Here is a 21,259-nt window from a genome sequence, read left to right on the forward strand (position 1 = left end):
TCACGCGCTCCGTCGGCGTCGAGCCACCACGACCGCGCCCAGACCCGCCGCGAGCAGGGCCAGCGCCGCGATCGACTGCCAGAGCAGGCCGCCGAAACCGGTCTTGGCCAGCGAGGAGTCGTCGGTGCCGGAACCGTCGCCGGGCAGCAGCGCGCCGGGGGACGTGGTGGTCGCCCCGGTCGTCCCGCCGGTCACCCCCGTCGTGCCGGAGGGCGTGGTCGGCGCGGTCGTCGTGCCGGAGGTCGGGACGGCCGTGGTGGGCTGGTCCGTGGTCGGCGAGGTGGGGGTCGTGGTCGTGACCGGGCCGCAGTTCGCGGTCACCTCGCCCAGCCGCACGGACGCGATCGAGCCCTCGTACGAGCCCGCGAACGAACCGGCGATGGCGATGTCCAGCCACGCGCTCGCGGCGCCCTGCCGGGACTGCGCGGCCGGGTCCTCGTGCGGGGTCACGGTCACGGTCAGCGTGCCGGAGCCCAGGCCGTCCACGCCGAGGTCCGCGCCGGTCACCCCGAGCGCGGTGACGCCGATCCCGACCCGGTGGTCCAGGACGGTGATCTCGCTGCTGTCGGCCCGGTTGTAGGCCAGCGCCCACGGGCCGACCGGCGGCGGCACGCACTCGGCGTAGGAGTCGAACGACGCGACCTCCAGCAGGTTGCGGCCGTGGTGGGGCACGGTCAGCGCGGTGAGCTGGGCCTGGGCGTAGTTCTTGCCGTCGGAGGAGGCGGTGCGGGTGGTCTTGGTGGCGATGCCGATCCGGTCGAGCACGCCGTCCGGGTCGCCGAAGTCGCCGGGGTCCTCACCGTGGGCGGTGCTGACGGCGGACCCGTACTGCCCGCTGAACGCGCTCAGGCCCAGCGCGGGCACGTCCGCGACGGTGAGTCGCACCAGGCTCGCGCGGGCCGCCTCGGACTCGGCCGCGGCGACGGACGGCGCGATGAGCCCCGCGCCGGCGGCGAGCAGCAGCGTGGACGCCACCAGGGATCCTGATCTCACTGTCGAAAAAGTGCGCACCGTGCACATATACCCCCGAAAGGGTGTATTTCATAGCCCGATCAGGTCACATTGCTTGCGACTGCTCGCTCCAGTAGTGGTCGGAGCGGGTCAGGGACGGGGGTGGGTCGGCCGGCCGTGTCGATCGTCACCAAGGTCATCGAGCCGCGCGCGACCGGCACGCCGTCGTCCAGGCGGGTCATCCGCAGGCTCCACCGGAACGACGTGCGGCCCACCGCCGCCACCCCGAGCCCGATCCGGATCCGCTCGAACAGCCCGACGGGCACCAGGTACTCGCACTCGGCGGCCCGGGTGATGGTGCGGAACCCGTACCGCTCCTGCAACGCGTCCTGCCGCAGCCCGTGCAGGAACAGCCACTCCGTGTGCACCCGCTCCATCCACGGGAACCACGCCGCGAAGTACAGGATCCCGGCCGGGTCGCAGTCCGCGTAGGACAGCCGGAAGTCCAGGTGGTGCAGGTCAGCCACCGGTCGGCCGCTCCCGGGCGGCCAGGTGGCGGGTCGGGAACTCGCCGCCGCCGTCCACCAGCAGCTCGGCCCCGTTCACGTAGGCCGCGCCCGGCGAGGCCAGCAGCAGGCACGCGGCGGCGATGTCGTCGGGCACCGCCATCCGCCCCATCGGGATGGCCGCCGCGACCCGCTCCTGCCCGGCCTCGTCGCCGTAGCTCAGGTGCGACAGCTCGGTGCGCACCAGCCCCACGGTCACCTGGTTGACCCGCACCCTGGGTGCGAAGTCCATGCCCAGCGCCCGGGTCAGCGCGGTCAGCCCGGCCTTGGCCGCCGAGTACGCCGCCGCCTGCGGCGCCGGGTCGCGCCCGGCGACGCTGCCGATGTTGATGATCAGCCCGCCCTCGTCCTGCCCGGACATCACCGCGTTCGCCCGCTGCGCCAGGTAGAACGGCGCGATCAGGTTCAGCGCGATCACCGCCGAGACGAACCGGGGCGAGACGGTGGCGCTGTCCGCCGGCGGCGCGCCGCCGGCGTTGTTCACCAGCACGTCCAGCCGGCCGAACCGGTCGACCGCGGCGTCCACGACGGCCGCGGCCTCCTCCGGGTCGCGGATGTCGGCCCGCACGAACGCGGCGGTCCGCCCACCGCCGGCGGGCAGCTCCGCCGCCGGGGACCGCCCGCACACCAGGACGTCCGCGCCGTCCTCCAGGAACCTCCGGGCGATCACCGCGCCGATGCCGCGCGTGCCCCCCGTGACGACGACCGCGCGGTTCATCCGAGCCTCTCGATGATCGTGACGTTGGCCTGCCCGCCGCCCTCGCACATGGTTTGCAGGCCGTACCGGCCCCCGGTGCGCTCCAGCTCGTGCAGGAGGGTGGTCATCAGCCGCGCGCCGGTCGCTCCCAGCGGGTGGCCCAGCGCGATGCCGCCGCCGTTGGCGTTGACCCGCTCCGGGTCCGCGCCGGACTCGACCAGCCACGCCATCGCGACCGACGCGAACGCCTCGTTGATCTCGACCAGGTCGACGTCGGCCATGGTCAGGCCGGTGCGGGCGAGCGCGCGGGCGGTGGCCGGGATGGGTGCGGTGAGCATCCAGACCGGGTCCGCGCCGAGCACGGACAGGTGGTGGACGCGGGCGCGCGGGGTGACGCCGTGCTCGCGCACGGCCCGCTCGGACATCAGCAGCAGGGCCGCCGCGCCGTCGCAGATCTGGCTGGCGGTCGCGGCCGTGACGCTGCCGCCCTCCTCCAGCGGTCGCAGCGCCGCCATCTTCTCCAGCGACGTGTCGGGGCGCGGGCAGGTGTCGACGGTCGCGTCGCCCAGCGGGAGCACCTCGCGGTCGAACCGGCCCTCGGCGATGGCGGAGACGGCCCGCTGGTGGCTGCGCAGCGCGAACGCCTCCATGTCCGCGCGGGACACGCCCCACTTGCGGGCGATCATCTCGGCGGACCGGAACTGGGAGACCGGGGTGGTGCCGTAGCGCTTCGCCCAGCCGACCGACCCGCTGAAGGGGTCGGCGAAGCCGTAGGGCTGCCCGGCGGTCATCGCGGCGGAGATCGGGATGGCGCTCATGTTCTGCACGCCGCCCGCGACCACGACGTCCGCCGTGCCGCTGAGCACGGCCTGCGCGGCGAAGTGCACGGCCTGCTGGGACGAACCGCACTGCCGGTCCACGGTCACGCCCGGCACGTGGTCGGGCAGCCCGGCGGCCAGCCACGCGGTGCGCGCCACGCACCCGGCCTGCGGCCCGATGGTGTCGACGCAGCCCAGCACGACGTCGTCCACGGCGGCCGGGTCGACCCCGGAGCGCGCCATCAGCCCGGCGAGCACGTGCCCGCCCAGGTCGGCCGGGTGCACCCCGGCCAGCGCGCCACCGCGCCGGGTGACCGGCGTGCGGACCGCTTCGACGATGTAGACCTCGGCCATCTGGGCTCCGTGGGGTGCGGCGAACGGGTCCAGCGCAGTCTAGCAAGCGCTTGGTTGGTCCGCTAGGATCGTCCCGGAACCCAACCCCTGGGAGGCTCGTGTGTCGGAGGAGTTCACCACCATCCCGGCCTGCCTGCGCGCCGCGGCCGCGCGCGAACCGGACGTGGAGGCCGTGGTCGACGGTCCGCGCCGGCTGACCTACGCCGACCTGGACGCCGAGGTCACCCGGTTCGCGCGGGCCGCGATCGCGCACGGCCTGCGCCCCGGCGAGCGCGCTGCCGTGTGGGCGCCGAACTCCGCCGACTGGGTGATCGCGGCGCTGGGCGTCCTCGCCGCCGGCGGCGTGCTCGTGCCGGTCAACACCCGGTTCAAGGGCGCGGAGGCGCGCTACGCGCTGGACAAGGTCCGGGCGAGCTTCCTCGTGGTGGACAACGGTTTCCTCGGCCACGACTACCTGGCGATGCTGCGCGGGACCGGCCCCGCCGAGCCGGCCGACCGGCCGGTGCCGGCGCTGGAGCACCTGCGGACCGTCGTGACGCTGGACGCCGCGCCGGGCTCCGCCGCGCCCGGCCCTGGAGTGCTGTCGCTGCAACGGTTCCTGGCCGCCGCCGACGACGTGCCGGCGTCCGCCGTGGACGACCGGATCGCCGCGATCGGCCCGGACGACGTCGCCGACATCCTGTTCACCTCGGGCACCACCGGCTACCCCAAGGGCGCGATGGTGACCCACCGGTCCGACCTGCTGGTGGACGAGGCGTGGAGTGCGATGTGCGGCCTGCTGCCCGGCGACCGGTACCTGCTGGTCAACCCGTTCTTCCACAGCTTCGGCTACCGCGCGGGCATCCTGGCGTGCCTGCTGCGCCGGGCCACGATGGTGCCGCTGGCGGTGTTCGACGTCGAGGCCGCGCTGCGGCTGGTCGAGCGCGAGCGGATCACCGTGTTCCCGGGCGCGCCCACCGTGTACACCTCGATCCTGGCGCACCCCGGGCGGGCCGGGTACGACCTGTCGAGCGTCCGGCTCGCCGTGACGGGTGCGACCGTGGTGCCGGTCCCGCTGCTCAAGGACATGCGTGAAGTGCTGGGGTTCAAGGACGTCATCACCGCCTACGGCCTCACCGAGACCTGCGGCACGGCCACGGTCTGCCCGCCCGACACCGACCTGGAACGGCTGTCCACCAGCTGCGGGCGGGCCATCCCCGGCACCGAGGTGTCCATCGTGGACGCCGAGGGCCGTGCGCTGCCGGCCGGTGAGCAGGGCGAGATCGTGGTGCGCGGCCACAACGTGATGCTCGGCTACTTCGAGGACCCGGACGCCACGGCGGCCGTGATCGACGCCGACGGGTGGCTGCACACCGGCGACCTCGGCCGGCTGGACGACGAGGGCTACCTGCGGATCACCGACCGGCTCAAGGACATGTTCGTGGTCGGCGGGTTCAACGTCTACCCGGCCGAGGTCGAACGGCTGGTCGGCGACCACCCGGACGTCGCCGAGGTCGCCGTGGTCGGCGTGCCGGACGACCGGCTGGGCGAGGTGGGCCACGCCTACGTGGTGCCGCGCGCCGACGCGCACCCGACCGAGGCCGACCTGATCGCGCACTGCCGCCGCACCATGGCCAACTTCAAGGTGCCGCGCGGCGTCACCTTCCTCGCCGAACTGCCCCGCACGCCCAGCGGCAAGATCCAGAAGTTCCGGCTCGCCCGAGGGTGAGCCGCGTTCCCCGTCCCCACCTTGGAGCCACCATGCCCGAAGCCGTGATCGTCGCCGCCGCCCGCTCCCCGATCGGGCGGGCCTTCAAGGGCTCGCTGACCGGGGTGCGCGCCGACGACCTCGCCGTCGCGATGGTCCGCGCCGCCCTCGACCAGGTGCCCGCGCTGGACCCGCACACCGTCGAGGACCTGATGCTCGGCACCGCCCAGCCCGCCGGCGAGCAGGGCTACGGCCTGGCCCGGGTGGTCGCCGTGGCGCTCGGCCTGGACGACGTGCCCGGCACGACCGTGCAGCGCTACTGCGCGTCCAGCGTGCAGACCACCCGGATGGCCCTGCACGCGATCCGGGCCGGTGAGGCGCACGCGCTGATCTCGGCCGGCGCGGAGGCGGTGTCCCGGTTCGGCCGGGGCAAGTCCGACGGGATGCCCGACACCCGCAACCCCCTGTTCGACGCCGCCGCCGCGCGCAGCGAAAGCCGCACCGGGCAGGGGGTTCCGGTGTGGACGGACCCGCGCGCGACCGGCGACGTGCCCGACGTGTACCTGGCGATGGGGCAGACCGCGGAGAACGTCGCCCAGGCGCGCGGCGTGAGCCGGCGGGCGCAGGACGAGTACGCGGCGCTGAGCCAGCAACGCGCGCAGCAAGCCATCGCGGACGGGTTCTTCGCCGGCGACATCACCCCGGTCACCCTGCCGGACGGGACCGTGGTCGCGTCCGACGACGGCCCGCGCGCGGGCGTGACGGCGGAGTCGCTGGCGGGCCTCAAGCCCGCGTTCCGCCCGGACGGCACGGTCACCGCCGGCAACTGCTGCGGCCTCAACGACGGCGCGGCGGCCCTGGTCGTGCTGTCCGACCGGCGCGCGGCGGAGCTGGGCGTGACGCCGCTGGCGCGGGTCGTGGCGACCGGGGTGTCCGCGCTGTCGCCGGAGATCATGGGCCTCGGGCCGGTGCAGGCGTCCCGGATCGCGCTGGCCAACGCCGGGATGACGGTGTCCGACCTGGACCTGGTGGAGTTGAACGAGGCGTTCGCGGCCCAGGTGCTCCCCGCGGTCGACGACCTGAAGCTGGACGTGGACCGGGTCAACGTGCACGGCGGCGCGATCGCGCTGGGCCACCCGTTCGGGCAGACCGGCGCGCGGATGACCACCACCCTGATCAACGGCCTGCGCGCCCGTGACGGGCAGTTCGGCCTGGTCACGCTGTGCACGGCGGGCGGCCAGGGGATGGCGTTGGTGCTGGAGCGGCTGTCCTAGGTGTACTGACTGGTCAGGTCGACTGCGGCGGGCCGGGGGTGGAACGGGGGTCTCCGGCGGGGTCGAGCGGCTCGGGATTCCCGTGCCGCCGTGGCGTCGGCGTGAGGGTCCGGCGGACTGTGCGACGCGGTCCGGTGCCTCCGGTCCGCCGGCCGCCGCCGTGGCCGACCCTCTCACCGGTGCCCCGGCTTGGCGGCCTGAGTCGCGCTCCGGATCCGCCGCCGCTTCACCGGACCCGCCGCCTTGGACCAGCGGCAGGGCGGACTGCTTCAACCGCACCCCGCGACACGGGTCGGCCCGGACCCGGTGGCCACGCACCTCCACCACGAGTCGGCCGACCCGGGCCGCCCCTCGACGGCGGTCCCGGCGCGGTGCTCAGCCGAGACGGGCGGCGTGGTGCCAGGCTTCCGCCGCGAGCCCGGCGGCCTGGTCGGCGAACGAGGCGGGGGTCCGGTCGGTCGTGCCCATCGCGCCGGCGGCCATCCGCGTGTAGACGTTCTCCACGATGCACGCGGTCTTCCACCAGTTGAAGGCCAGGTGGTAGTCGATCGGCTCCGGGTCCGCGCCCAGCGCCCGGAAGTACCGCTCGGCCAGCTCCGCCCGGCTGCCGAAGCCCTCCACCGACGTCGGCGGGGCGTGCAGGGCGGTGTGCCGGTCGCCGGGTTCGGTCCAGTACACGAGCAGTTGGCCCAGGTCCGCGAGCGGGTCGCCGACGGTGGTGAGTTCCCAGTCGAGGATGCCCCGCACCCGGCCGTCCCGGTCGAGCAGGCAGTTGTCCAGCCGGTAGTCGCCGTGCACGATCGCCGTCCGGCGCTGGGCGGGGACGTGCGCGGCGAGCTTGGCGTGCGCGCGTTCCAGGTCCGGCAGGGGGCGGGTGGCGGTGCGCCGCCAGTTGTCGTGCCAGCGGCGCAGTTGGCGGGCCAGGTGGTCGCGGCGGGCGGCCAGGCCGCCCAGGCCGACCTCCGCGGGGTCGACGGCGTGCAGCGCGGCCAGCGCGTCGACCAGCGCGGGTCCGGCCGCCGCGCGAATCCCGGGCGGGACGGCGCGGGCGGTGTCGGGGTCGCGCAGGACCAGGCCGTCCAGGAACTCCAGCACGACGAACGGCGCGCCGGTCACCTCGGCGTCCTCGCACACCGCGAGCACCTGCGGCACGGGCACCCGGCCGGCCAGCGAGCGCAGCAGCCGGGCCTCGCGCAGCACGTCGTGCGCACCGGCCGGGTGGTCGCCGAGGGGTGGGCGGCGCAGCACCCATCGGTTAGCGTCGGCGTCGGAGACCAGGAACGTCAGGTTCGACCGGCCGCCCGCCAGGCGCGTGTAGCGGACCGGTCCGCGCAGGTCGGGCAGCACTTCGGCGAGCAGGTCGCCGACTGCGGGGGAGATGCCGAGCGCGTCGTCCTGACCCATCGCGGGCACCTCCGAAAATCGCGGAAATCGTTCGCGTCCGGACACTACCAAGCGCTTGGTTGGCAAGCTACAGTGCCACCACCAAGTCGGCGACGTGGCCGGAAGGAGGAGGTCCGTGACATCGATCTGGTCGGGCCTGTCGATCGGAGCGGTCTACGCACTGGTCGCGATCGGGTACAACCTGGTCTTCATCGCGTACACGACCTTCAACTTCGCGCACGCGCAGCTGATGATGTTCGCGATCTTCGTGACGTACTGGGGCCTCGTGGTGGCCGAACTCCCGGTGCTGCTGATCTTCCTGATCGCCGCCGTCGGCGTCGGGCTGATCGCCCTGGTGGAGGAGCTGGTCGCGATCCGCCCGGTGAAGGGCAGCCACGCGCACCTGGTCACCACCCTGGGCATGGCCACCCTGCTGGACGGGGTGACCCGGCTGATCTGGGGCGACCAGGTGCTCAAGGTGCCCGCCACCACCTCCGACGCCACCCTCGACCTGCTCGGCGGCCGGGTCGGCGTGGTCGAGCTGGTGCTCATCGCGGGCGTCCTGGTGGTCACCGCCGCGCTCACCCTCTACAGCCGCCGCTCGCTCACCGGCCTCGCGCTGCTGGCCATGGCCGAGGACCGCGAGGCCGCGCAACTGCGCGGGATCGACGTGAAGAAGCTGGCGCTGGCCGCGTTCGTGTTCACCGGCGTGCTGGCCGGGCTGACCGGGCCGCTGGTGGGCCCGAAGACGTTCGCGGTGGCCACGCTCGGCGCGGCGCTCGCGCTCAAGGGGTTCGTCGCGGTCGCCATCGGCGGCTTCGGCAGCCTGCCCGGCGCGCTGATCGGCGGGTTCGTCGTGGGGCTGGTCGAATCCCTGTCCGGCCGGTGGCTGGGCAGCGAGTTCCCGACCATCGCGGTGTTCGCCGTGCTGATCCTGATCCTCATGCTCAAACCCGCCGGCCTGTTCGGCACGACCCGGGAAAGGGTGGTGTAGCGCGATGCCCCGGCTGTTCCGCGCGCTCCCGTCGTGGCTGCTGCCGCTGGTGTTCGGCGCGCTGCTGGTCGCCGCGCCCTGGCTGGGCGTCGACTCCGGCACCCGCCGCCTGCTCCTGCTGACCTGCGTGCTCGCCCTGGTCGCCAGCGGCCTGAACCTCAGCTTCGGCTACGCGGGCGAGCTGGCCCTGGGCCAGACCGCCATGTACGCGACCGGCGCGTACCTGTCCGGCTACCTGGCCATCCACCTGTTCAACGACCTGGCCGCGCTGATCGCGATCGGCGCGCTGGCCGCGCTGGTGGTCGGCCTGGTCTCGGGTGTGCCGGGGCTGCGGCTGGGCGGCTGGTCGCTGGCCATGACCTCGTTCTTCCTGGTGCTGCTGGTGCCGCACTTCCTGGACCTGCTGGAGCACTACACCGGCGGCGCGGTCGGGCTGGTCGGCATCCCCAAGCCCCGGCTGTTCGGCGCGGAGCTGGGCAACGTCGACTTCTACGTGGTCGTCGCGGTGGTGACCGTGCTGTGGTTCGCGGTGATCCGCAACCTGATCACCTCCCGGCACGGCGTGGCGTTCCAGGTGCTGCGGGAGAGCCCGGTGCTGGCCTCGTCGCTGGGCATCTCGGTGTACCGGCTCAAGCTCACCGCCTACGCCGTGGGCGCGATCCCGGCCGGGGTGGCGGGCGTGCTGTTCGCCTTCGCCGACAAGTACCTCTCGCCGCACTCGTTCGGCTTCACCATGGCGGTGACCGTGCTCGCGGCGTCCATCCTGGGCGGTGCCAAGAGCATCTACGGGCCGCTGATCGGCGCGGCGGTGATGCAGTACGGGCCGTTGCGCTCGACCGACTTCGAGCAGTACGCGCAGGTCGTCTACGGCGTGTTCCTGATCATCGCGGGGACCCTGGTGGCCAACGGCCTGGCGGGTCTGGCCAACCGGGGGATCCGCGCGCTGGTCGCGCGGCTGGACAAGACCCCGCCGGCGGTCGCCGACGAGCCCTCGGACGTGGCGCTGCCGGAACTGCCCGGCGCGCGGCTTTCCGTGGAGCACCTGGGCAAGCGGTTCGGCGGCAACCAGGCGCTCGACGACGTGACGCTGAGCGCCGAACCCGGCCGGATCACCGCGCTGATCGGCCCCAACGGGTCGGGCAAGACCACCCTGCTGAACATGGTGTGCGGCTACTACAAGACCGACGTGGGCGTGATCCGGATCGGCGAGCACGACGTGACCGGGCTGCCGACCCACCGGGTGGCGCGCGCCGGCGTGGCCCGCACGTTCCAGACGCCGCTGTTCCCGGCGCACGTGAGCGTCCGCGAGGCGGTCGCGGCGGGCACCTACACGACCCGGTACGTCGGGATGCCGTCCTCGATCCTGCGCCTGCCGAACTACCGCCGGGCCGCCGCCGCCGACCGCGAGGAGGTCACCGGCGTGCTGCGCCTGGTCGGCCTGGCGCACCTGGCCGACGTCGAGGCGGCGTCCCTGCCGCTGGGCACCCGGCGGCTGCTGGAGGTGGCGCGGGCGCTGGTCGCCCGGCCGAAGGTGCTGCTGCTCGACGAGGTCGCGTCCGGTCTGGACGAGGACGAGGTGGACCGCCTGGCCGGGCTGATCCGGGCCATCCGGGCGGCCGGCACGACGGTCGTGCTGGTGGAGCACAACTTCCGGCTGGTGCTCGACCTGGCCGACGTGGTGTGGGTGCTGGCGCGCGGGCAGCTGGTCGCGCACGGCACGCCGGACGAGATCGAGCACCACCCCAGGGTGCTGTCGGAGTACCTCGGCGTGGAGGAGGCCAAGCGGTGAGCACGTTGCTGGAGGTTCGCGGGCTGGCCACCGGGTACGGGGACATCCGCGCGGTGTGGGACGCGACGCTGACCGTCCGGGCCGGCGAGGTGACGGCGTTGCTCGGGCGCAACGGTGCGGGCAAGACGACGACGCTGCGCGCGGTCGCCGGGCTCAACCGGGTGGACGCCGGGACGGTCGCGTTCGACGGCCGCGACATCACCGGCGTGGCCGCCCACCGGCGGGTCGGTGCCGGGATCGCGTTCGTGCAGGAGGGCAAGCGGGTCTTCCGGCGCCGGACCATCGAGGAGAACCTGCTGCTCGGCGGGTACCCGCGCGGGCTGGGCAAGCGGAAGCTGCGGGCCGAGCTGGAACCGGTGTACGCGATGTTCCCGGTGCTGGCCGACCGGCGCGACGCGGTGGCCGGGCAGCTGTCGGGCGGGCAGCAGCAGATGCTGGCGATCGGGCAGGCGCTGATGGCCCGGCCGACGCTGCTGATGCTGGACGAGCCGTCCGGCGGGCTGGCCCCGTCCGTGGTGGCCGAGGTGATGGCGGCGGTGGTGCAGCTCAAGGAGAGCGGCCTGGGCGTGCTGCTGGTGGAGCAGGCGGTGGCGGCGGCGCTGGAGGTGGCCGACCGGGTGACCGTGCTGGAGGTCGGGCGCACCGTGCTGGACCGGCCGGCGGCGGAGATCTCCGGCGCGGAGGAGCTGACGTCGGCGTACTTCGGCCGGGTCTGACGGCGCCGCCCGCCGCCCGGCTCACGGCACCTGGACGCTCCCGCCGAACTCGCTGACCAGGTAGCCGCCGGGCCCGATCAGCCCGATGCGGGCCCCGGCGCAGTGCGAGTCGTGGAAGATGGTCGCCATCCGGTCCGTGCGGTTCTCGACCCGCAGCGGGGTCGAGGTGTTCGGGTAGCAGCCGCTCGGGTTGACGTACTCGCGGTCGCCCACCTTGAGCACGCCCTGGGCGGCGGAGGCCGCCGGGGCCGTCGCCAGCACCGCGGCCAGCACCGCGCCCACGCCCAGCACCGCGGCCAGTTGTCGTGTCGCCATCGCGGGAACACCCCTTCTCGTTCCGGATGGCTCCAGGGTTTCGGGCGGGCGGACCTGCCGCGAGCCCCTGGCCCGGAGATCCCTCGACGGGGCGGAATCTCACTCGATCTCGCAGGGCGTTCCAGCGCTCGGTGACACGTGGTCACCACGATCGGCGCGGTGCCGCGAGCGCTGGCGGGCGGCACGTTTCCCGCCGCCCGCCCGCACCGGGTCGAGGTCAGCGGGGGAGCAGGCCGTCCATGAAGGTCGAGACGAAGTCGTCGGCGAAGCGCTTCATGGAGTAGTCCGCGGTCGGCTTGAACCAGCGCACCGACAGCCACAGGGCGTCGCGCAGCAGGCGGTACAGCACGCGGATCGGGACGTCGGAGCGGAACGCGCCGCTCGCCACGCCTTCCTCCAGCACCGCGATCCACGTCTTCTGGATGGCGTTCGCGGTCAGCTTGATGTGGTCGTAGCCCTCCAGCGAGGCCAGGTACGCGCCGCTGTTCTGGTAGATCTCGGTCGCGTGCGGGTGCGCCTCGATGACCGACAGCGAGCCCCTGACCAGGTCCGCGAGCTTGGTGCGCGGGTCCGCGCCCGCCGCCGTGACCTCCTCGTACCGGGCGTTCAGGTCGTCCACGTACCCGGTCAGGATGGCCAGCACCATCTCGTCCTTGGACTTGAAGTGGTGGTACAGGCTGCCGGAGAGGATGCCCACCGCGTCGGCGATCTCGCGGACCGTCGTGGCCACGATGCCCTTGGTCGCGAACAGGTCGGCCGCGTGCTGGAGGATGATCTCGCGACGGTCCGGTGTCGCTACCATGTCGTCCCTTTCCTGGGCCCGGTCCGGGCCGGAAGACTACCAATCAAGCGCTTGTTATACCACGGTCCGCAACCGCCCGGGAGCACTCCGGCGGATTTGCGCCACTCGGATCACCGAGGTCTGCGCCACTCGGGTCACGGCTGTGCATCGGTCCCTTGACGTGGTCCCGGGTCACACCTACGGTCCCGACCAAGCGCTTGCTACATCGGCGTGGCAAGCCAAGGACAAGGAGGCGCGCCCCGTGCGGAAGCGACTTGGCGGACTTGTGGCGGTGGCCGCCGTGCTGGCCACCGCGTGCAGCCCGGATCCCGGCGAAGGCGACTCGAAGGCGGACGGCACCTACCGGATCGTCCAGCTCGTCGGGCAGAACCAGGCGGGCCCGGCCGCGATCAACGCGCAGGCCGCGGCGCACGCCGCCAAGGCCGCCGTGGCCGTGCTCAACGAGAAGGGCGGCGTGCTCGGCAACAAGGTCGAGCTGGAGGTCATCGACGACGGCGGCGACCCGACCACGGCCGTCACCAAGCTCCAGGCCCGGCTGAACTCCGGCCCGAAGCCCAACCTGGTGCTGCCCGGCAACACCAGCGCCGAGGCGCTGCCGATGGCCCCGATCCTGACCGAGCACGAGGTGTTCTCGGTGCAGCAGGCCAGCGCCGACGCCCTCGACGACCCGAAGAAGTTCCCCTACGTCTTCAAGACCCCGCCGATCCCGGCGTCGTGGGCCAAGAGCTTCGCCGAGCACGCCAAGGGCAAGGGCGCGACGAAGGTCGCGATCATCGCGGGCAAGGACGCGTTCGCCCAGGCGACGGTCGCCGCCACGCGCACCGCGCTGGCCGCCGCCGGCCTCACCCTGACCGGCGAGGAGACCTACACCGCCGAGGACCTCGACGTCACCGCCCAGCTCGAACGGCTGCGCGCCGGCAAGCCGGACATGCTGTTCATGCAGGGCGCGGGCGCGGCCGTCGGGTACGTGCTGGAGAGCCGTCGCAAGATCGGCTGGACGGACGTGCCGCTGGTCGCCGACTCCACCGCCGCGGTCACCTCGCTGCTCAACCGGACCGCCCCGGACGGACTGGTCGGCACCCCCGCCGCGGAGAACGTCTACCTGCACGTGCTGGCGGGCGCGGTGGAGGGCGCGAAGCAGTCCAACGCCGAGGCGCTGGACACCATGCTCGCCGCGCTCAAGAAGGAGGGCGAGATCAAGCTGCCGCTCAACACCTACTTCGCCTACGACGCGATCATGCTCGCCGCGAAGGCCGCCGAGGAGACCAAGTCGGTCACCGACGTGAAGGCCCAGGCCGCGTGGCTGGAGAAGCTCACGCCCGCGCAGACCGGCCTGTGGGCGCTGTCCAGCTACACGTTCACCGCGCAGTCGCACGGCCCGGCGGTGGACCCGGCGGCGGTGGCGATCGTGCCGGCCGCGGTGCTGAAGGACGGGCGTTACGGCGCGGCCAAGTGACGCACCTGGCCGGCAAGGCGGTGGTGGTGACCGGCGCGGGCCGGGGCCTCGGTGAGGCCTACGCCCGCGCGGTCGTCGCCGCCGGCGGCGCGGTCGTGGTCAACGACGTCGACGCCGACCAGGTCGCCCGGGTGACCGCCGAGCTGCGCTCGACCGGCTCGGTGGTCGCCCACCCCGGCGACATCACGTCGTGGGAGGGCGCCGAGGAGCTGGTCGAGCGGTGCGTGGCCGAGTTCGGCGCGATCGACGGGCTGGTCAACAACGCGGGCGTGTTCGGCCTGGCCCGGCCCGAGGACCAGCGGCCCGAGCCCGCCCGCCGGATGCTCGACGTGAACGTGTTCGGCACCATCGCCTGCGGCACGCACGCGTTGCGGCACATGGTGGCGCGTGGCAGCGGTGTCGTGCTGAACGTGACCTCCGGCGAGCAGATGGGCAACACCGCGACCGCCGTGTACGGCGCGACCAAGGCGGCCGTGGCGACCCTTACGTACTCGTGGGCGCTGGACGTCGCTGAACGCGGGGTGCGGGTCAACGCGGTCTCGCCCAACGCGCACACCCGGATGGCCGACACGTACCAGGCGTTCCGGGGCGAAGCGGGCAGCCGCAACGCCGGCATCCCACCGGGGACCAACGCACCCCTGGTGGTCTACCTGCTGTCCGATCTCGCGGCGGAGGTGACCGGCCAGGTGGTGCGGCTGTCGGGCGACGAGCTGATGCTGTGCACGCACCCGGCGGTGCTCGACCCGGCCGTGCGGAGCCCGGAGTGGACGGTCGAGGCGGTGGCGGACGCGTTCGCCGGCCACCTCGCCGCGCGGCAGCAGCCGATCGGCGTCCGTCGGGTGCGGTCCGAGGTCGTCGGGTGACGGCCGCGAGGGCGGGCTCCGGCGGGGCGGACCCGGGCCGGGTGAACCCGATCTGCGTCAGCGGGATGGCGGCGGTGGCCTGGCCGCTGCCCGACGAACTGGCGATGTACCGGCGGGTCGGGACCGACCTGGTGGGCGTCGGCGCGGCGAAGCTCGCCGCGTTCGGGTGGCGGGAGGCGTCGGTCGAGATCGCCCGCGCGGGCGTCGACCTGGAGTACCTGGTGCACGCCTTCACCGCCGACCCGCACGACGAGGACGGATGGTCGGCGCAGGTGGCGGACCTGGCCGCGGCGGTGGAACGGGCGGCACGGCTCGGCGCGCCCACGGTCTACCTGACCACCGGGCCGTCCGGCGACCTGACCTGGGAGGCCGCCGCCGACCGGTTCGCCGCCCGGCTGGCCCCGGTGGTGGCGCGGGCCGGCGAGGTCGGGGTGGCGCTGGCGCTGGAGAACACGCTGCCGGTGCGCTGCGACCTGAGCTTCACGCACACCGTGCGGGACACCGCGCGGCTGGCCCGCGTGCTCGACGTCGGGCTGTGCGTGGACCTGTACTGCTGCTGGCAGGAGGGCGGGCTGGCGGAGACCGTGCGCGCCGAGGTGGACCGGATCCGGCTGCTCCAGGTGAGCGATTTCCGGGTGGGCACGCTGAGCTTCCCGAACCGCTGGGTGCCCGGTGACGCCGACCTGCCGATGGCCCGGCTGCTCGCCGACGTGCTGGCCGCCGGGTACCGGGGCACGGTCGACATCGAGCTGACCGGGCCCGCGATCGACGCCGAGGGCGCGGAGAGCGCGCTGCGCCGGGCGGTGGCGTGGACCGCCGCGCGGCTCGGCCGGGCGTGATGCTGTACTGACCCCGTCCGTCGCAGGGGGAGGTCGTGGAGTGGCTCGGATCCAGGTGCGTCCAGGGGTGGACCCGGACGAGCCGGAGTTGCCCGTCGTGGTCGTGCTGATCGACCCCGGGGGCACGCCGGCCGAGCAGGCCGTGAACAACCTGTCGAACTACTGCTACGAGGGCGACGGCGTCCTGTACTTCTCGCAGACCGACGGCTGGGCGGAGTCCGCGCTCACGGGCGACCGGCTCACCGTCGACATCGTGGCCCACCCGGCCGCGCTCCGGCAGGTCGACGTCGACCCGGCGGGGTTCCCGGTGCGGTCGGCGACCGACCCGGAGGCGGTGGTCGTGCTGCGGGTGGAGACCCGGGTCGACCCCGGGGTGTTCGCACGCGCCGAGCCGGGCGCGGCGGTGTTCGCGCTCGGCCCGGACGAGACGTTGGAAGACGCCCTGGCCGGCGAGGAGACGTGGCCGATCCTGGTCGCGCCCCCGCCCGAGCGCTGACCCCGCCCGAGCGCCGGACGCCGCCCGCCGGGCGGTCGGGGCCGCGACCCCGACCGCCCGGCGGGATCAGCAGCCGCGTCGGGCCGGGCCCTCGCGGGTCACCAGGTCGGTGCCGCCCGCCGTGCCGTCCAGCCACACCACGCGCCGGCCCCGGTCGGCCGCGAAACCGGCCTGGTCGCCCCGGTTGCACGACACCCGCTCGGGCCTGCCGCCCCACACCGGGACCTGCACGAGCTTGGGCAGGCCGGCGTTGGTGCCCGCCGCGCCGACCCGGGTGCTGAACGTCAGCCACTGGTCGCTCGCGTCCAGCGCCGGGTACATCGGCGCGTGCTCGCCGTCCTCGGCGACGACCGCGCGCACGTGCCCGCCGGTGCTGTCGGCCGCCATGACGCCGGACCGGCCGTCGATGCCGACGTCCTGGATCCACGCCACCCCGCTCGCGGTCAGCACGACGTCCTTGACGAACACCGAGCCCGCCGGCGACGGGATGACCGTCCGGGTGCCGGTGCGCAGGTTCTCCACCACGGCGTTGTAGTACCAGCCGGTGGCGTCCCGCCGGACCTGCGTGTAGGACAGCAGGTGCCCGCGCAGGAACGGCCGGTTGCCCTGCACGCCGGGCTCGGGCGTGAGGTTGCGGGCCGGGCCGTCGCCGACGCGCACCCACACGTCGGTCTCGAACGCGCCGGCGAAGTCGAAGTTCTGCCACGCCACGACGTCGCCGGAGACCACCGGCACGGACAGGTCGGCGTTCGTGCCGCCGTCCGCGACGGTCCGGATCGGGCCGCCGTCGAGCGTCCGCGCCAGGATCCGGCTGCCGGTCCGCGACCGGTTGCTCCACACCGCCGTGGTGCCGTCGGTGTTGGTCTGGGCGTTGCCCGTGCCGTCCTTCGCGGACAGCCGCACGGGCGGGGTGGTGCGGTCGGTGCGCCCGGTGAACACCTCGGGCAGCTGCTCGCCGCGCGCGTCGGACAGCAGCACCACGTACCGGCCGTTCGCGGCGGACGGGAACGGCGACCCGGAGGTCACCCCGCCGACCAGCGTGGTCGTGTCGGTGCCGAGCTTGCGTTCCCAGCCGGGCACGATGCCGTGGTCGTCGAACGCCTTGGCGATCGTCGCCTGCTGGCGCGCGGTGAGCTTGAGCGCCGCCGCCGCGCCGAGCACGGCCGTGCGGCCGTCGACGAAGGTGTCCAGCGGGGTCATGTACTCGGTGAGCGCGGTGTAGACGACCTTGTCCGCCAGCGCCGGGTCGAGGCGCTCGCGGATGTCCCACAGCGCGCCGCCGAAGATGGTGGAGTTGAGGTGCACGCCGCCGTTGTCGGTGCTGTTGGTGACGCCGAGGTAGTCGCGCACGGTGGTGCGCCCGTCGTCGAGGTCGCGGATCGCGCAGTCCTTCGGCGCGGTGGTGCGGCACAGGTCCTCGCCGAGCAGGCCGGCGTCCGGGTCGGTCATCGGCGTGCCGCTCACGGTCACGTCGATGGCGTTGCCGAGGTAGTCCGACACCGCTTCGTTGAGCGCGCCGGACTGGCCCAGGTAGACCAGGCCCGCGGTGTGCTCGGTGATGCCGTGGGTCATCTCGTGGCCGACGACGTCGAGGTCGGCCGACAGCGGGAGCCGCTCGCCGGTCGCCCAGCCGTAGACCATCTTCTGCCCGTCCCAGAAGGCGTTGAGGTACGGCCGGCCCCGGTTGGTGACGCCCGCGACGGACAGGCTGGAGCCGCCCTTGCCGTCGATGCCCTCGCGGCCGAGCCGCTGCTTGTAGAACTCGTACACCTGGCCCGCCGACCAGTGCGCGTCCACGCCGCCGGTCTCGGCCGCCGCGCCGTCGAACCGCGCGGTGTCGGCGGCGAACAGCCTGGTCTCCGGCGGGAGTTCGCCGAGGAAGTCGTAGTAGTCGCGCTTCTCGGCGTCGTAGGTCAGGATCTCGCCGCCGGTCGCCGGGAACATGGCCCGGCTGCGGTCGCGGAGTTCGTACTTGCCGTCGGCGCGCTCGTAGACGGCCAGCGGCTTGGTCCTGCCGTTGGCGGCCACGCCCTCGCCGGTGGCCGGGCCTTCGGCGAAGTGCAGGTTGTCGTACTCCAGCGCGACGGTCCCGGTGTGCGCGTCGACGTACACCTCGCGCCGCAGCGGCTCGCCCTTGGGCACGTCCTCGCCGCGCACGGTGAGGTGCCAGGCGAGCACGCCGGTCCCGCCGGGCAGCACGACCAGGCCGTGCTGCTCGGTCTTCACCCGGGACCGGGTCTGCGGGTCCAGCGCCGCCAGCGCGCTGCCGACCGCCCGGTCCTCGGGCACGGTCGGCGTGGTGTCCACGGTCAGGCCGCGCGCGGTCCGGTCGGTGGTGGCCGCGACGGTGCGCTTGGCCGCCGGACCGTCGAGGTGCACGAGGGTCTGCGCGCCGAACACCGGCACGCCCCGGTGGAGCTGGCCGAACCGGACGGTGGCGCGGTCGCCGGAGTCGGTGGTGGCCAGCGGGGCGAGGTCGCCGGTGGTCGCGGCGCGGGCCAGGGTGAGGTCGTCGGCGTGGGCCGCCGGTCCGCCCGGTAAGACGGTGCCGGCGAGCGCGGCCAGGACCGCGGCCCCCACGAGGGACTTGCGCATGGAATCCTCCTCGCCCGTGCGTCGGCAGGGAGTTCGCGGCACGGGTCGGAGGCCATGGTCGCGCTGTCGAGTGGTGTAGACCTATCCGGCGTTGATCGTCAACAGTTGGCAGTTCGAGCCCGATCAGCCGCCCGCCCTGGGCCGGGTGTCGGAAGGTCTCACCGGGTCGGCCCAGCGCGGCGCGCGCTTGCCGACGAACGCCGCCGCGCCTTCCGCCGCGTCCGGACCGGCCAGCAGGTCGGCGGTGGCCAGCAGGTTCGCCTCGCGCGCGGTCGCCTCGTCCACCCGCAGCGCGAGCCGCATGAGCCGCTTGGTGGCGGCCACGGCGGCGGGGGAGTTGGCGGCGATCCGCTCGGCCAGCGCGAGCGCGACCGGCAGCACGTCCGGCACCACCCGGTTGACCAGGCCGAACCGCAGGGCGTCGGCGGCGCCCAGCGGCTGCCCGGTCAGGCCCAGTTCCAGCGCGAGGGCCAGGGGGAGTTGGCGCGGCAGGTCGGTGCCGCCCTCGGTGGCGGCGATGCCGCGCGCGGCCTCGGGCAGCGCGAACACCGCGTGCTCGGCGGCCACCCGCAGGTCGCAGCCCAGCACGAGTTCGAACCCGCCGCCGACCGCCGCGCCGTTCACCGCGGCGACCACGGGCTTGGGGTAGCCGTCGCGCAGCAGGTTGACCGGGCTGCGGGTGCGGTCCGGCACGCCCCGGCGGGCCAGGTCCTTGAGGTCGAGCCCGGCGCTGAACGCCCGGTCCCCGGTCGCGGTGAGCACCACGGCCCGCACCGCCGGGTCCTCGGCCGCCGCCACCAGCAGGCCGTGCAGCGCGTAGAGGGTCGCGTGGTCCAGCGCGTTGCGCGCCTCGGGCCGGTCGATGGTCAGCACGGCGACCGCGCCCGCGCGCTCCTGGTGGACCGTCATCGGCGTTGTCCTCCCTTGTGATCCGCACCCCAGCCGCGCCTTCTTGACGGGGGTCGCTCGCCTGGTACGGTACCCAACCAAGCGCTTGCTACAAAGCGATGGAGAGCGGGGAGCTGCACATGGCCGACAAACGGATGACGGGGGCCGAGGTGGTCTCCAGGCTCCGGTCCGGGATGACCGTCGGGATCGGCGGCTGGGGCTCGCGCCGCAAGCCCATGTCCCTGGTCCGCGAGATCCTGCGGTCGGACCTGCGGGACCTCACCGTGGTCAGCTACGGCGGCCCGGACGTGGGCCTGCTGTGCGCGGCGGGCAAGGTCCGCAAGCTGGTCTACGGGTTCGTGTCGCTGGACTCGATCGCGCTCGACCCGCACTTCCGCGCCGCCCGCCAGGCGGGGGCCGTCGAGGTCGCCGAGTACGACGAGGGGATGCTCCAGTGGGGCCTCTACGCCGCCGGGCTCAACCTGCCGTTCCTGCCGACCCGCGCGGGCCTGGGCTCGGACGTGCTCACCGTCAACCCGGAGCTGCGCACGGTGGCCGACCCGTACGGCGGTGACGAGGTGCTGGCCATGCCCGCGCTGCACCTGGACGCCGCGCTGGTCCACATGAACCGCGCCGACGTGCACGGCAACGCCCAGTTCCTCGGCCCCGACCCGTACTTCGACGACCTGTACTGCATGGCCGCCGAGCAGGCTTTCGTGTCCTGCGAGAAGATCGTGCCGACCGCCGAGCTGACCGCCACCGCCCACCCGGCGACGCTGCGCATCAGCCGCCTGCTGGTGACCGGCGTGGTGGAAGCGCCCGGCGGCGCGCACTTCACCTCCTGCGTGCCCGACTACGAGCGCGACGAGGAGTTCCAGCGGGAGTACGCGACCGCCGCCGCCGACCCGGCCGCGTGGGAGGAGTTCGCGAACCGCTACCTGAACGGACCCGAGTCCCAGTGGGAGGCCGCGATCGCGCGGCGGCAGGAGGTGTCGGCATGACCGCGACCGTCGAGACCGGGGTGGCCACCCGCGCCGAGGTGTGCGCGGTCGCCTGCGCGGACGCGTTCCGCGACAGCGGCGAGGTGCTCGCCAGCGCGTTCGGCACCGTCCCGCTGATCGGCGTGCGGCTGGCCCGCCGCACGTTCGCGCCCGACCTGATGATCTCCGACGGCGAGGCGTACCTGGTGCGCGGCACCTGGCCGGTGGGCACGCCCGCGCCGGACGAGGTCGAGGCGTGGGCCCCGTTCCGCACGATCTTCGACCTGGTGTGGCACGGCAAGCGGCACGTGATGATGATCCCGTCGCAGGTGGACCTCCACGGCAACACCAACATCTCCGCCATCGGCGACCACCGCAGGCCCAAGGTGCAGCTGCTCGGCGTGCGCGGCGCGCCCGGCAACACGGTCTGCCACCCCACCAGCTACTGGGTGCCCCGGCACTCGACGCGGGTGTTCGTGCCGAAGGTGGACATGGTCGCGGGCGTCGGCACCGACCGGGCCGCGCAGGCCGGGCCCGCCGTGACCCGCTTCCACGACCTGCGCCGGATCGTCACCGACCTGGCGGTGCTGGACTACACCGCCGAGGGCGTGCTGGGCCTGGCGTCGGTGCACCCCGGCGTGACCGTCGAGCAGGTGCGCGCGGCGACCGGGTTCCCGCTGGTGGTCCCCGAGGACGTGCCGACCAGCCGGCTGCCCACCGACGAGGAGCTGCGGCTGATCCGCGAGGTGCTGGACCCGACGCGGCTGCGCGACCGGGAAGTGCCCGCGTGACCGCC

Annotated in this window: 20 protein-coding genes; 11 read left to right on the forward strand and 9 right to left on the reverse strand. The window is 74.0% G+C overall.

Features of this window, described 5'->3' with window-relative positions; genetic code table 11:
• From AC0HI0_RS02045 to AC0HI0_RS02060, 4 genes are read right to left on the reverse strand one after another with little or no spacing between them, the layout of a single operon-like run.
• Entirely contained in the window at positions 1-993 is a 993-nt protein-coding gene (locus AC0HI0_RS02045; RefSeq protein WP_480930509.1) for a hypothetical protein, read from the reverse strand.
• Positions 994-1,052: 59 nt separating this feature from the next.
• Positions 1,053-1,478 carry an acyl-CoA thioesterase gene (locus tag AC0HI0_RS02050; RefSeq protein ID WP_480930510.1) on the reverse strand — a complete coding sequence of 142 codons (426 nt, stop codon included), beginning with the start codon at positions 1,476-1,478 and terminating at the stop codon, positions 1,053-1,055.
• Positions 1,471-2,235: an SDR family oxidoreductase gene (locus AC0HI0_RS02055; RefSeq protein WP_480930511.1), complete on the reverse strand. Its 765-nt coding sequence runs from the start codon at positions 2,233-2,235 to the stop codon at positions 1,471-1,473. The genes AC0HI0_RS02050 and AC0HI0_RS02055 overlap by 8 nt, the downstream gene beginning before the upstream one ends.
• A complete protein-coding gene (locus AC0HI0_RS02060) occupies positions 2,232-3,386 on the reverse strand; it encodes an acetyl-CoA C-acetyltransferase (protein ID WP_480930512.1) in 1,155 nt (384 codons plus the stop codon). The genes AC0HI0_RS02055 and AC0HI0_RS02060 overlap by 4 nt, the downstream gene beginning before the upstream one ends.
• A gap of 100 nt (positions 3,387-3,486) precedes the next feature.
• Between AC0HI0_RS02060 and AC0HI0_RS02065 the strand changes: the two genes are divergently transcribed.
• On the forward strand, positions 3,487-5,094 hold the full coding sequence (locus tag AC0HI0_RS02065; RefSeq protein ID WP_480930513.1) for a FadD3 family acyl-CoA ligase: 1,608 nt from the start codon (positions 3,487-3,489) through the stop codon (positions 5,092-5,094).
• A gap of 32 nt (positions 5,095-5,126) precedes the next feature.
• A complete protein-coding gene (locus tag AC0HI0_RS02070) occupies positions 5,127-6,347 on the forward strand; it encodes an acetyl-CoA C-acetyltransferase (protein WP_480930514.1) in 1,221 nt (406 codons plus the stop codon).
• Between the two features lie 375 nt (positions 6,348-6,722).
• On the opposite strand, the gene AC0HI0_RS02075 is transcribed toward AC0HI0_RS02070, so the two are convergent.
• Positions 6,723-7,751, reverse strand: a complete 1,029-nt coding sequence (locus AC0HI0_RS02075) for a phosphotransferase family protein (protein WP_480930515.1) — start codon at positions 7,749-7,751, stop codon at positions 6,723-6,725.
• A gap of 115 nt (positions 7,752-7,866) precedes the next feature.
• On the opposite strand from AC0HI0_RS02075, the gene AC0HI0_RS02080 reads away from it, so the two are divergent.
• From AC0HI0_RS02080 to AC0HI0_RS02090, 3 genes are read left to right on the forward strand one after another with little or no spacing between them, the layout of a single operon-like run.
• The gene (locus tag AC0HI0_RS02080) at positions 7,867-8,724 is read left to right on the forward strand and encodes a branched-chain amino acid ABC transporter permease (RefSeq protein ID WP_480930516.1); all 858 of its coding nucleotides are present in this window, start codon (positions 7,867-7,869) and stop codon (positions 8,722-8,724) included.
• Positions 8,725-8,728: 4 nt separating this feature from the next.
• Positions 8,729-10,513, forward strand: a complete 1,785-nt coding sequence (locus AC0HI0_RS02085; RefSeq protein WP_480930517.1) for a branched-chain amino acid ABC transporter ATP-binding protein/permease — start codon at positions 8,729-8,731, stop codon at positions 10,511-10,513.
• Complete coding sequence (locus AC0HI0_RS02090; RefSeq protein WP_480930518.1) at positions 10,510-11,229, forward strand: ABC transporter ATP-binding protein; 720 nt, start codon at positions 10,510-10,512, stop codon at positions 11,227-11,229. The genes AC0HI0_RS02085 and AC0HI0_RS02090 overlap by 4 nt, the downstream gene beginning before the upstream one ends.
• Positions 11,230-11,250: 21 nt before the next feature.
• Here the strand turns inward: AC0HI0_RS02090 and AC0HI0_RS02095 are convergent, their stop codons facing one another.
• Positions 11,251-11,544: a hypothetical protein gene (locus AC0HI0_RS02095; protein ID WP_480930519.1), complete on the reverse strand. Its 294-nt coding sequence runs from the start codon at positions 11,542-11,544 to the stop codon at positions 11,251-11,253.
• Positions 11,545-11,761: 217 nt separating this feature from the next.
• Positions 11,762-12,346: a TetR/AcrR family transcriptional regulator gene (locus AC0HI0_RS02100; protein WP_480930520.1), complete on the reverse strand. Its 585-nt coding sequence runs from the start codon at positions 12,344-12,346 to the stop codon at positions 11,762-11,764.
• Positions 12,347-12,587: 241 nt separating this feature from the next.
• Here AC0HI0_RS02100 and AC0HI0_RS02105 point away from each other — a divergent pair, with 241 nt between their 5' ends.
• From AC0HI0_RS02105 to AC0HI0_RS02120, 4 genes are read left to right on the forward strand one after another with little or no spacing between them, the layout of a single operon-like run.
• Positions 12,588-13,802, forward strand: coding sequence for an ABC transporter substrate-binding protein (locus AC0HI0_RS02105; RefSeq protein ID WP_480930521.1), 1,215 nt, complete (start codon positions 12,588-12,590; stop codon positions 13,800-13,802).
• Positions 13,799-14,665, forward strand: coding sequence for an SDR family NAD(P)-dependent oxidoreductase (locus AC0HI0_RS02110; RefSeq protein WP_480930522.1), 867 nt, complete (start codon positions 13,799-13,801; stop codon positions 14,663-14,665). Before AC0HI0_RS02105 ends, AC0HI0_RS02110 begins: the two co-directional genes overlap by 4 nt.
• A complete protein-coding gene (locus AC0HI0_RS02115; RefSeq protein ID WP_480930523.1) occupies positions 14,662-15,504 on the forward strand; it encodes a sugar phosphate isomerase/epimerase family protein in 843 nt (280 codons plus the stop codon). Before AC0HI0_RS02110 ends, AC0HI0_RS02115 begins: the two co-directional genes overlap by 4 nt.
• Positions 15,505-15,544: 40 nt before the next feature.
• The gene (locus AC0HI0_RS02120; protein WP_480930524.1) at positions 15,545-16,000 is read left to right on the forward strand and encodes a hypothetical protein; all 456 of its coding nucleotides are present in this window, start codon (positions 15,545-15,547) and stop codon (positions 15,998-16,000) included.
• Positions 16,001-16,066: 66 nt separating this feature from the next.
• Here AC0HI0_RS02120 and AC0HI0_RS02125 read toward each other — a convergent pair whose 3' ends face one another.
• Positions 16,067-18,595 (reverse strand): M4 family metallopeptidase, encoded by a 2,529-nt coding sequence (locus AC0HI0_RS02125; RefSeq protein WP_480930525.1) that lies wholly within the window; start codon positions 18,593-18,595, stop codon positions 16,067-16,069.
• Between the two features lie 123 nt (positions 18,596-18,718).
• Positions 18,719-19,504 (reverse strand): enoyl-CoA hydratase/isomerase family protein, encoded by a 786-nt coding sequence (locus AC0HI0_RS02130; RefSeq protein ID WP_480930526.1) that lies wholly within the window; start codon positions 19,502-19,504, stop codon positions 18,719-18,721.
• A 119-nt stretch (positions 19,505-19,623) separates the two neighbouring features.
• On the opposite strand from AC0HI0_RS02130, the gene AC0HI0_RS02135 reads away from it, so the two are divergent.
• Both AC0HI0_RS02135 and AC0HI0_RS02140 read left to right on the forward strand, forming a co-directional pair.
• The gene (locus AC0HI0_RS02135; protein WP_480930527.1) at positions 19,624-20,484 is read left to right on the forward strand and encodes a CoA transferase subunit A; all 861 of its coding nucleotides are present in this window, start codon (positions 19,624-19,626) and stop codon (positions 20,482-20,484) included.
• Complete coding sequence (locus tag AC0HI0_RS02140) at positions 20,481-21,254, forward strand: CoA-transferase subunit beta (protein ID WP_480930528.1); 774 nt, start codon at positions 20,481-20,483, stop codon at positions 21,252-21,254. Before AC0HI0_RS02135 ends, AC0HI0_RS02140 begins: the two co-directional genes overlap by 4 nt.
• The last annotated feature ends 5 nt before the right edge of the window (positions 21,255-21,259 follow it).

Source organism: Saccharothrix sp. NBAS 001, assembly GCF_056640475.1.

Coding starts and splice junctions, on each gene's coding strand:
- AC0HI0_RS02130 (WP_480930526.1), bottom strand. CDS start 19,504: ATGACGGTCCACCAGGAGCGCGCGGGCGCGGTCGCCGTGCTGACCATC.
- AC0HI0_RS02055 (WP_480930511.1), bottom strand. CDS start 2,235: ATGAACCGCGCGGTCGTCGTCACGGGGGGCACGCGCGGCATCGGCGCG.
- AC0HI0_RS02095 (WP_480930519.1), bottom strand. CDS start 11,544: ATGGCGACACGACAACTGGCCGCGGTGCTGGGCGTGGGCGCGGTGCTG.
- AC0HI0_RS02085 (WP_480930517.1), top strand. CDS start 8,729: ATGCCCCGGCTGTTCCGCGCGCTCCCGTCGTGGCTGCTGCCGCTGGTG.
- AC0HI0_RS02125 (WP_480930525.1), bottom strand. CDS start 18,595: ATGCGCAAGTCCCTCGTGGGGGCCGCGGTCCTGGCCGCGCTCGCCGGC.
- AC0HI0_RS02075 (WP_480930515.1), bottom strand. CDS start 7,751: ATGGGTCAGGACGACGCGCTCGGCATCTCCCCCGCAGTCGGCGACCTG.
- AC0HI0_RS02135 (WP_480930527.1), top strand. CDS start 19,624: ATGGCCGACAAACGGATGACGGGGGCCGAGGTGGTCTCCAGGCTCCGG.
- AC0HI0_RS02060 (WP_480930512.1), bottom strand. CDS start 3,386: ATGGCCGAGGTCTACATCGTCGAAGCGGTCCGCACGCCGGTCACCCGG.
- AC0HI0_RS02140 (WP_480930528.1), top strand. CDS start 20,481: ATGACCGCGACCGTCGAGACCGGGGTGGCCACCCGCGCCGAGGTGTGC.
- AC0HI0_RS02100 (WP_480930520.1), bottom strand. CDS start 12,346: ATGGTAGCGACACCGGACCGTCGCGAGATCATCCTCCAGCACGCGGCC.
- AC0HI0_RS02070 (WP_480930514.1), top strand. CDS start 5,127: ATGCCCGAAGCCGTGATCGTCGCCGCCGCCCGCTCCCCGATCGGGCGG.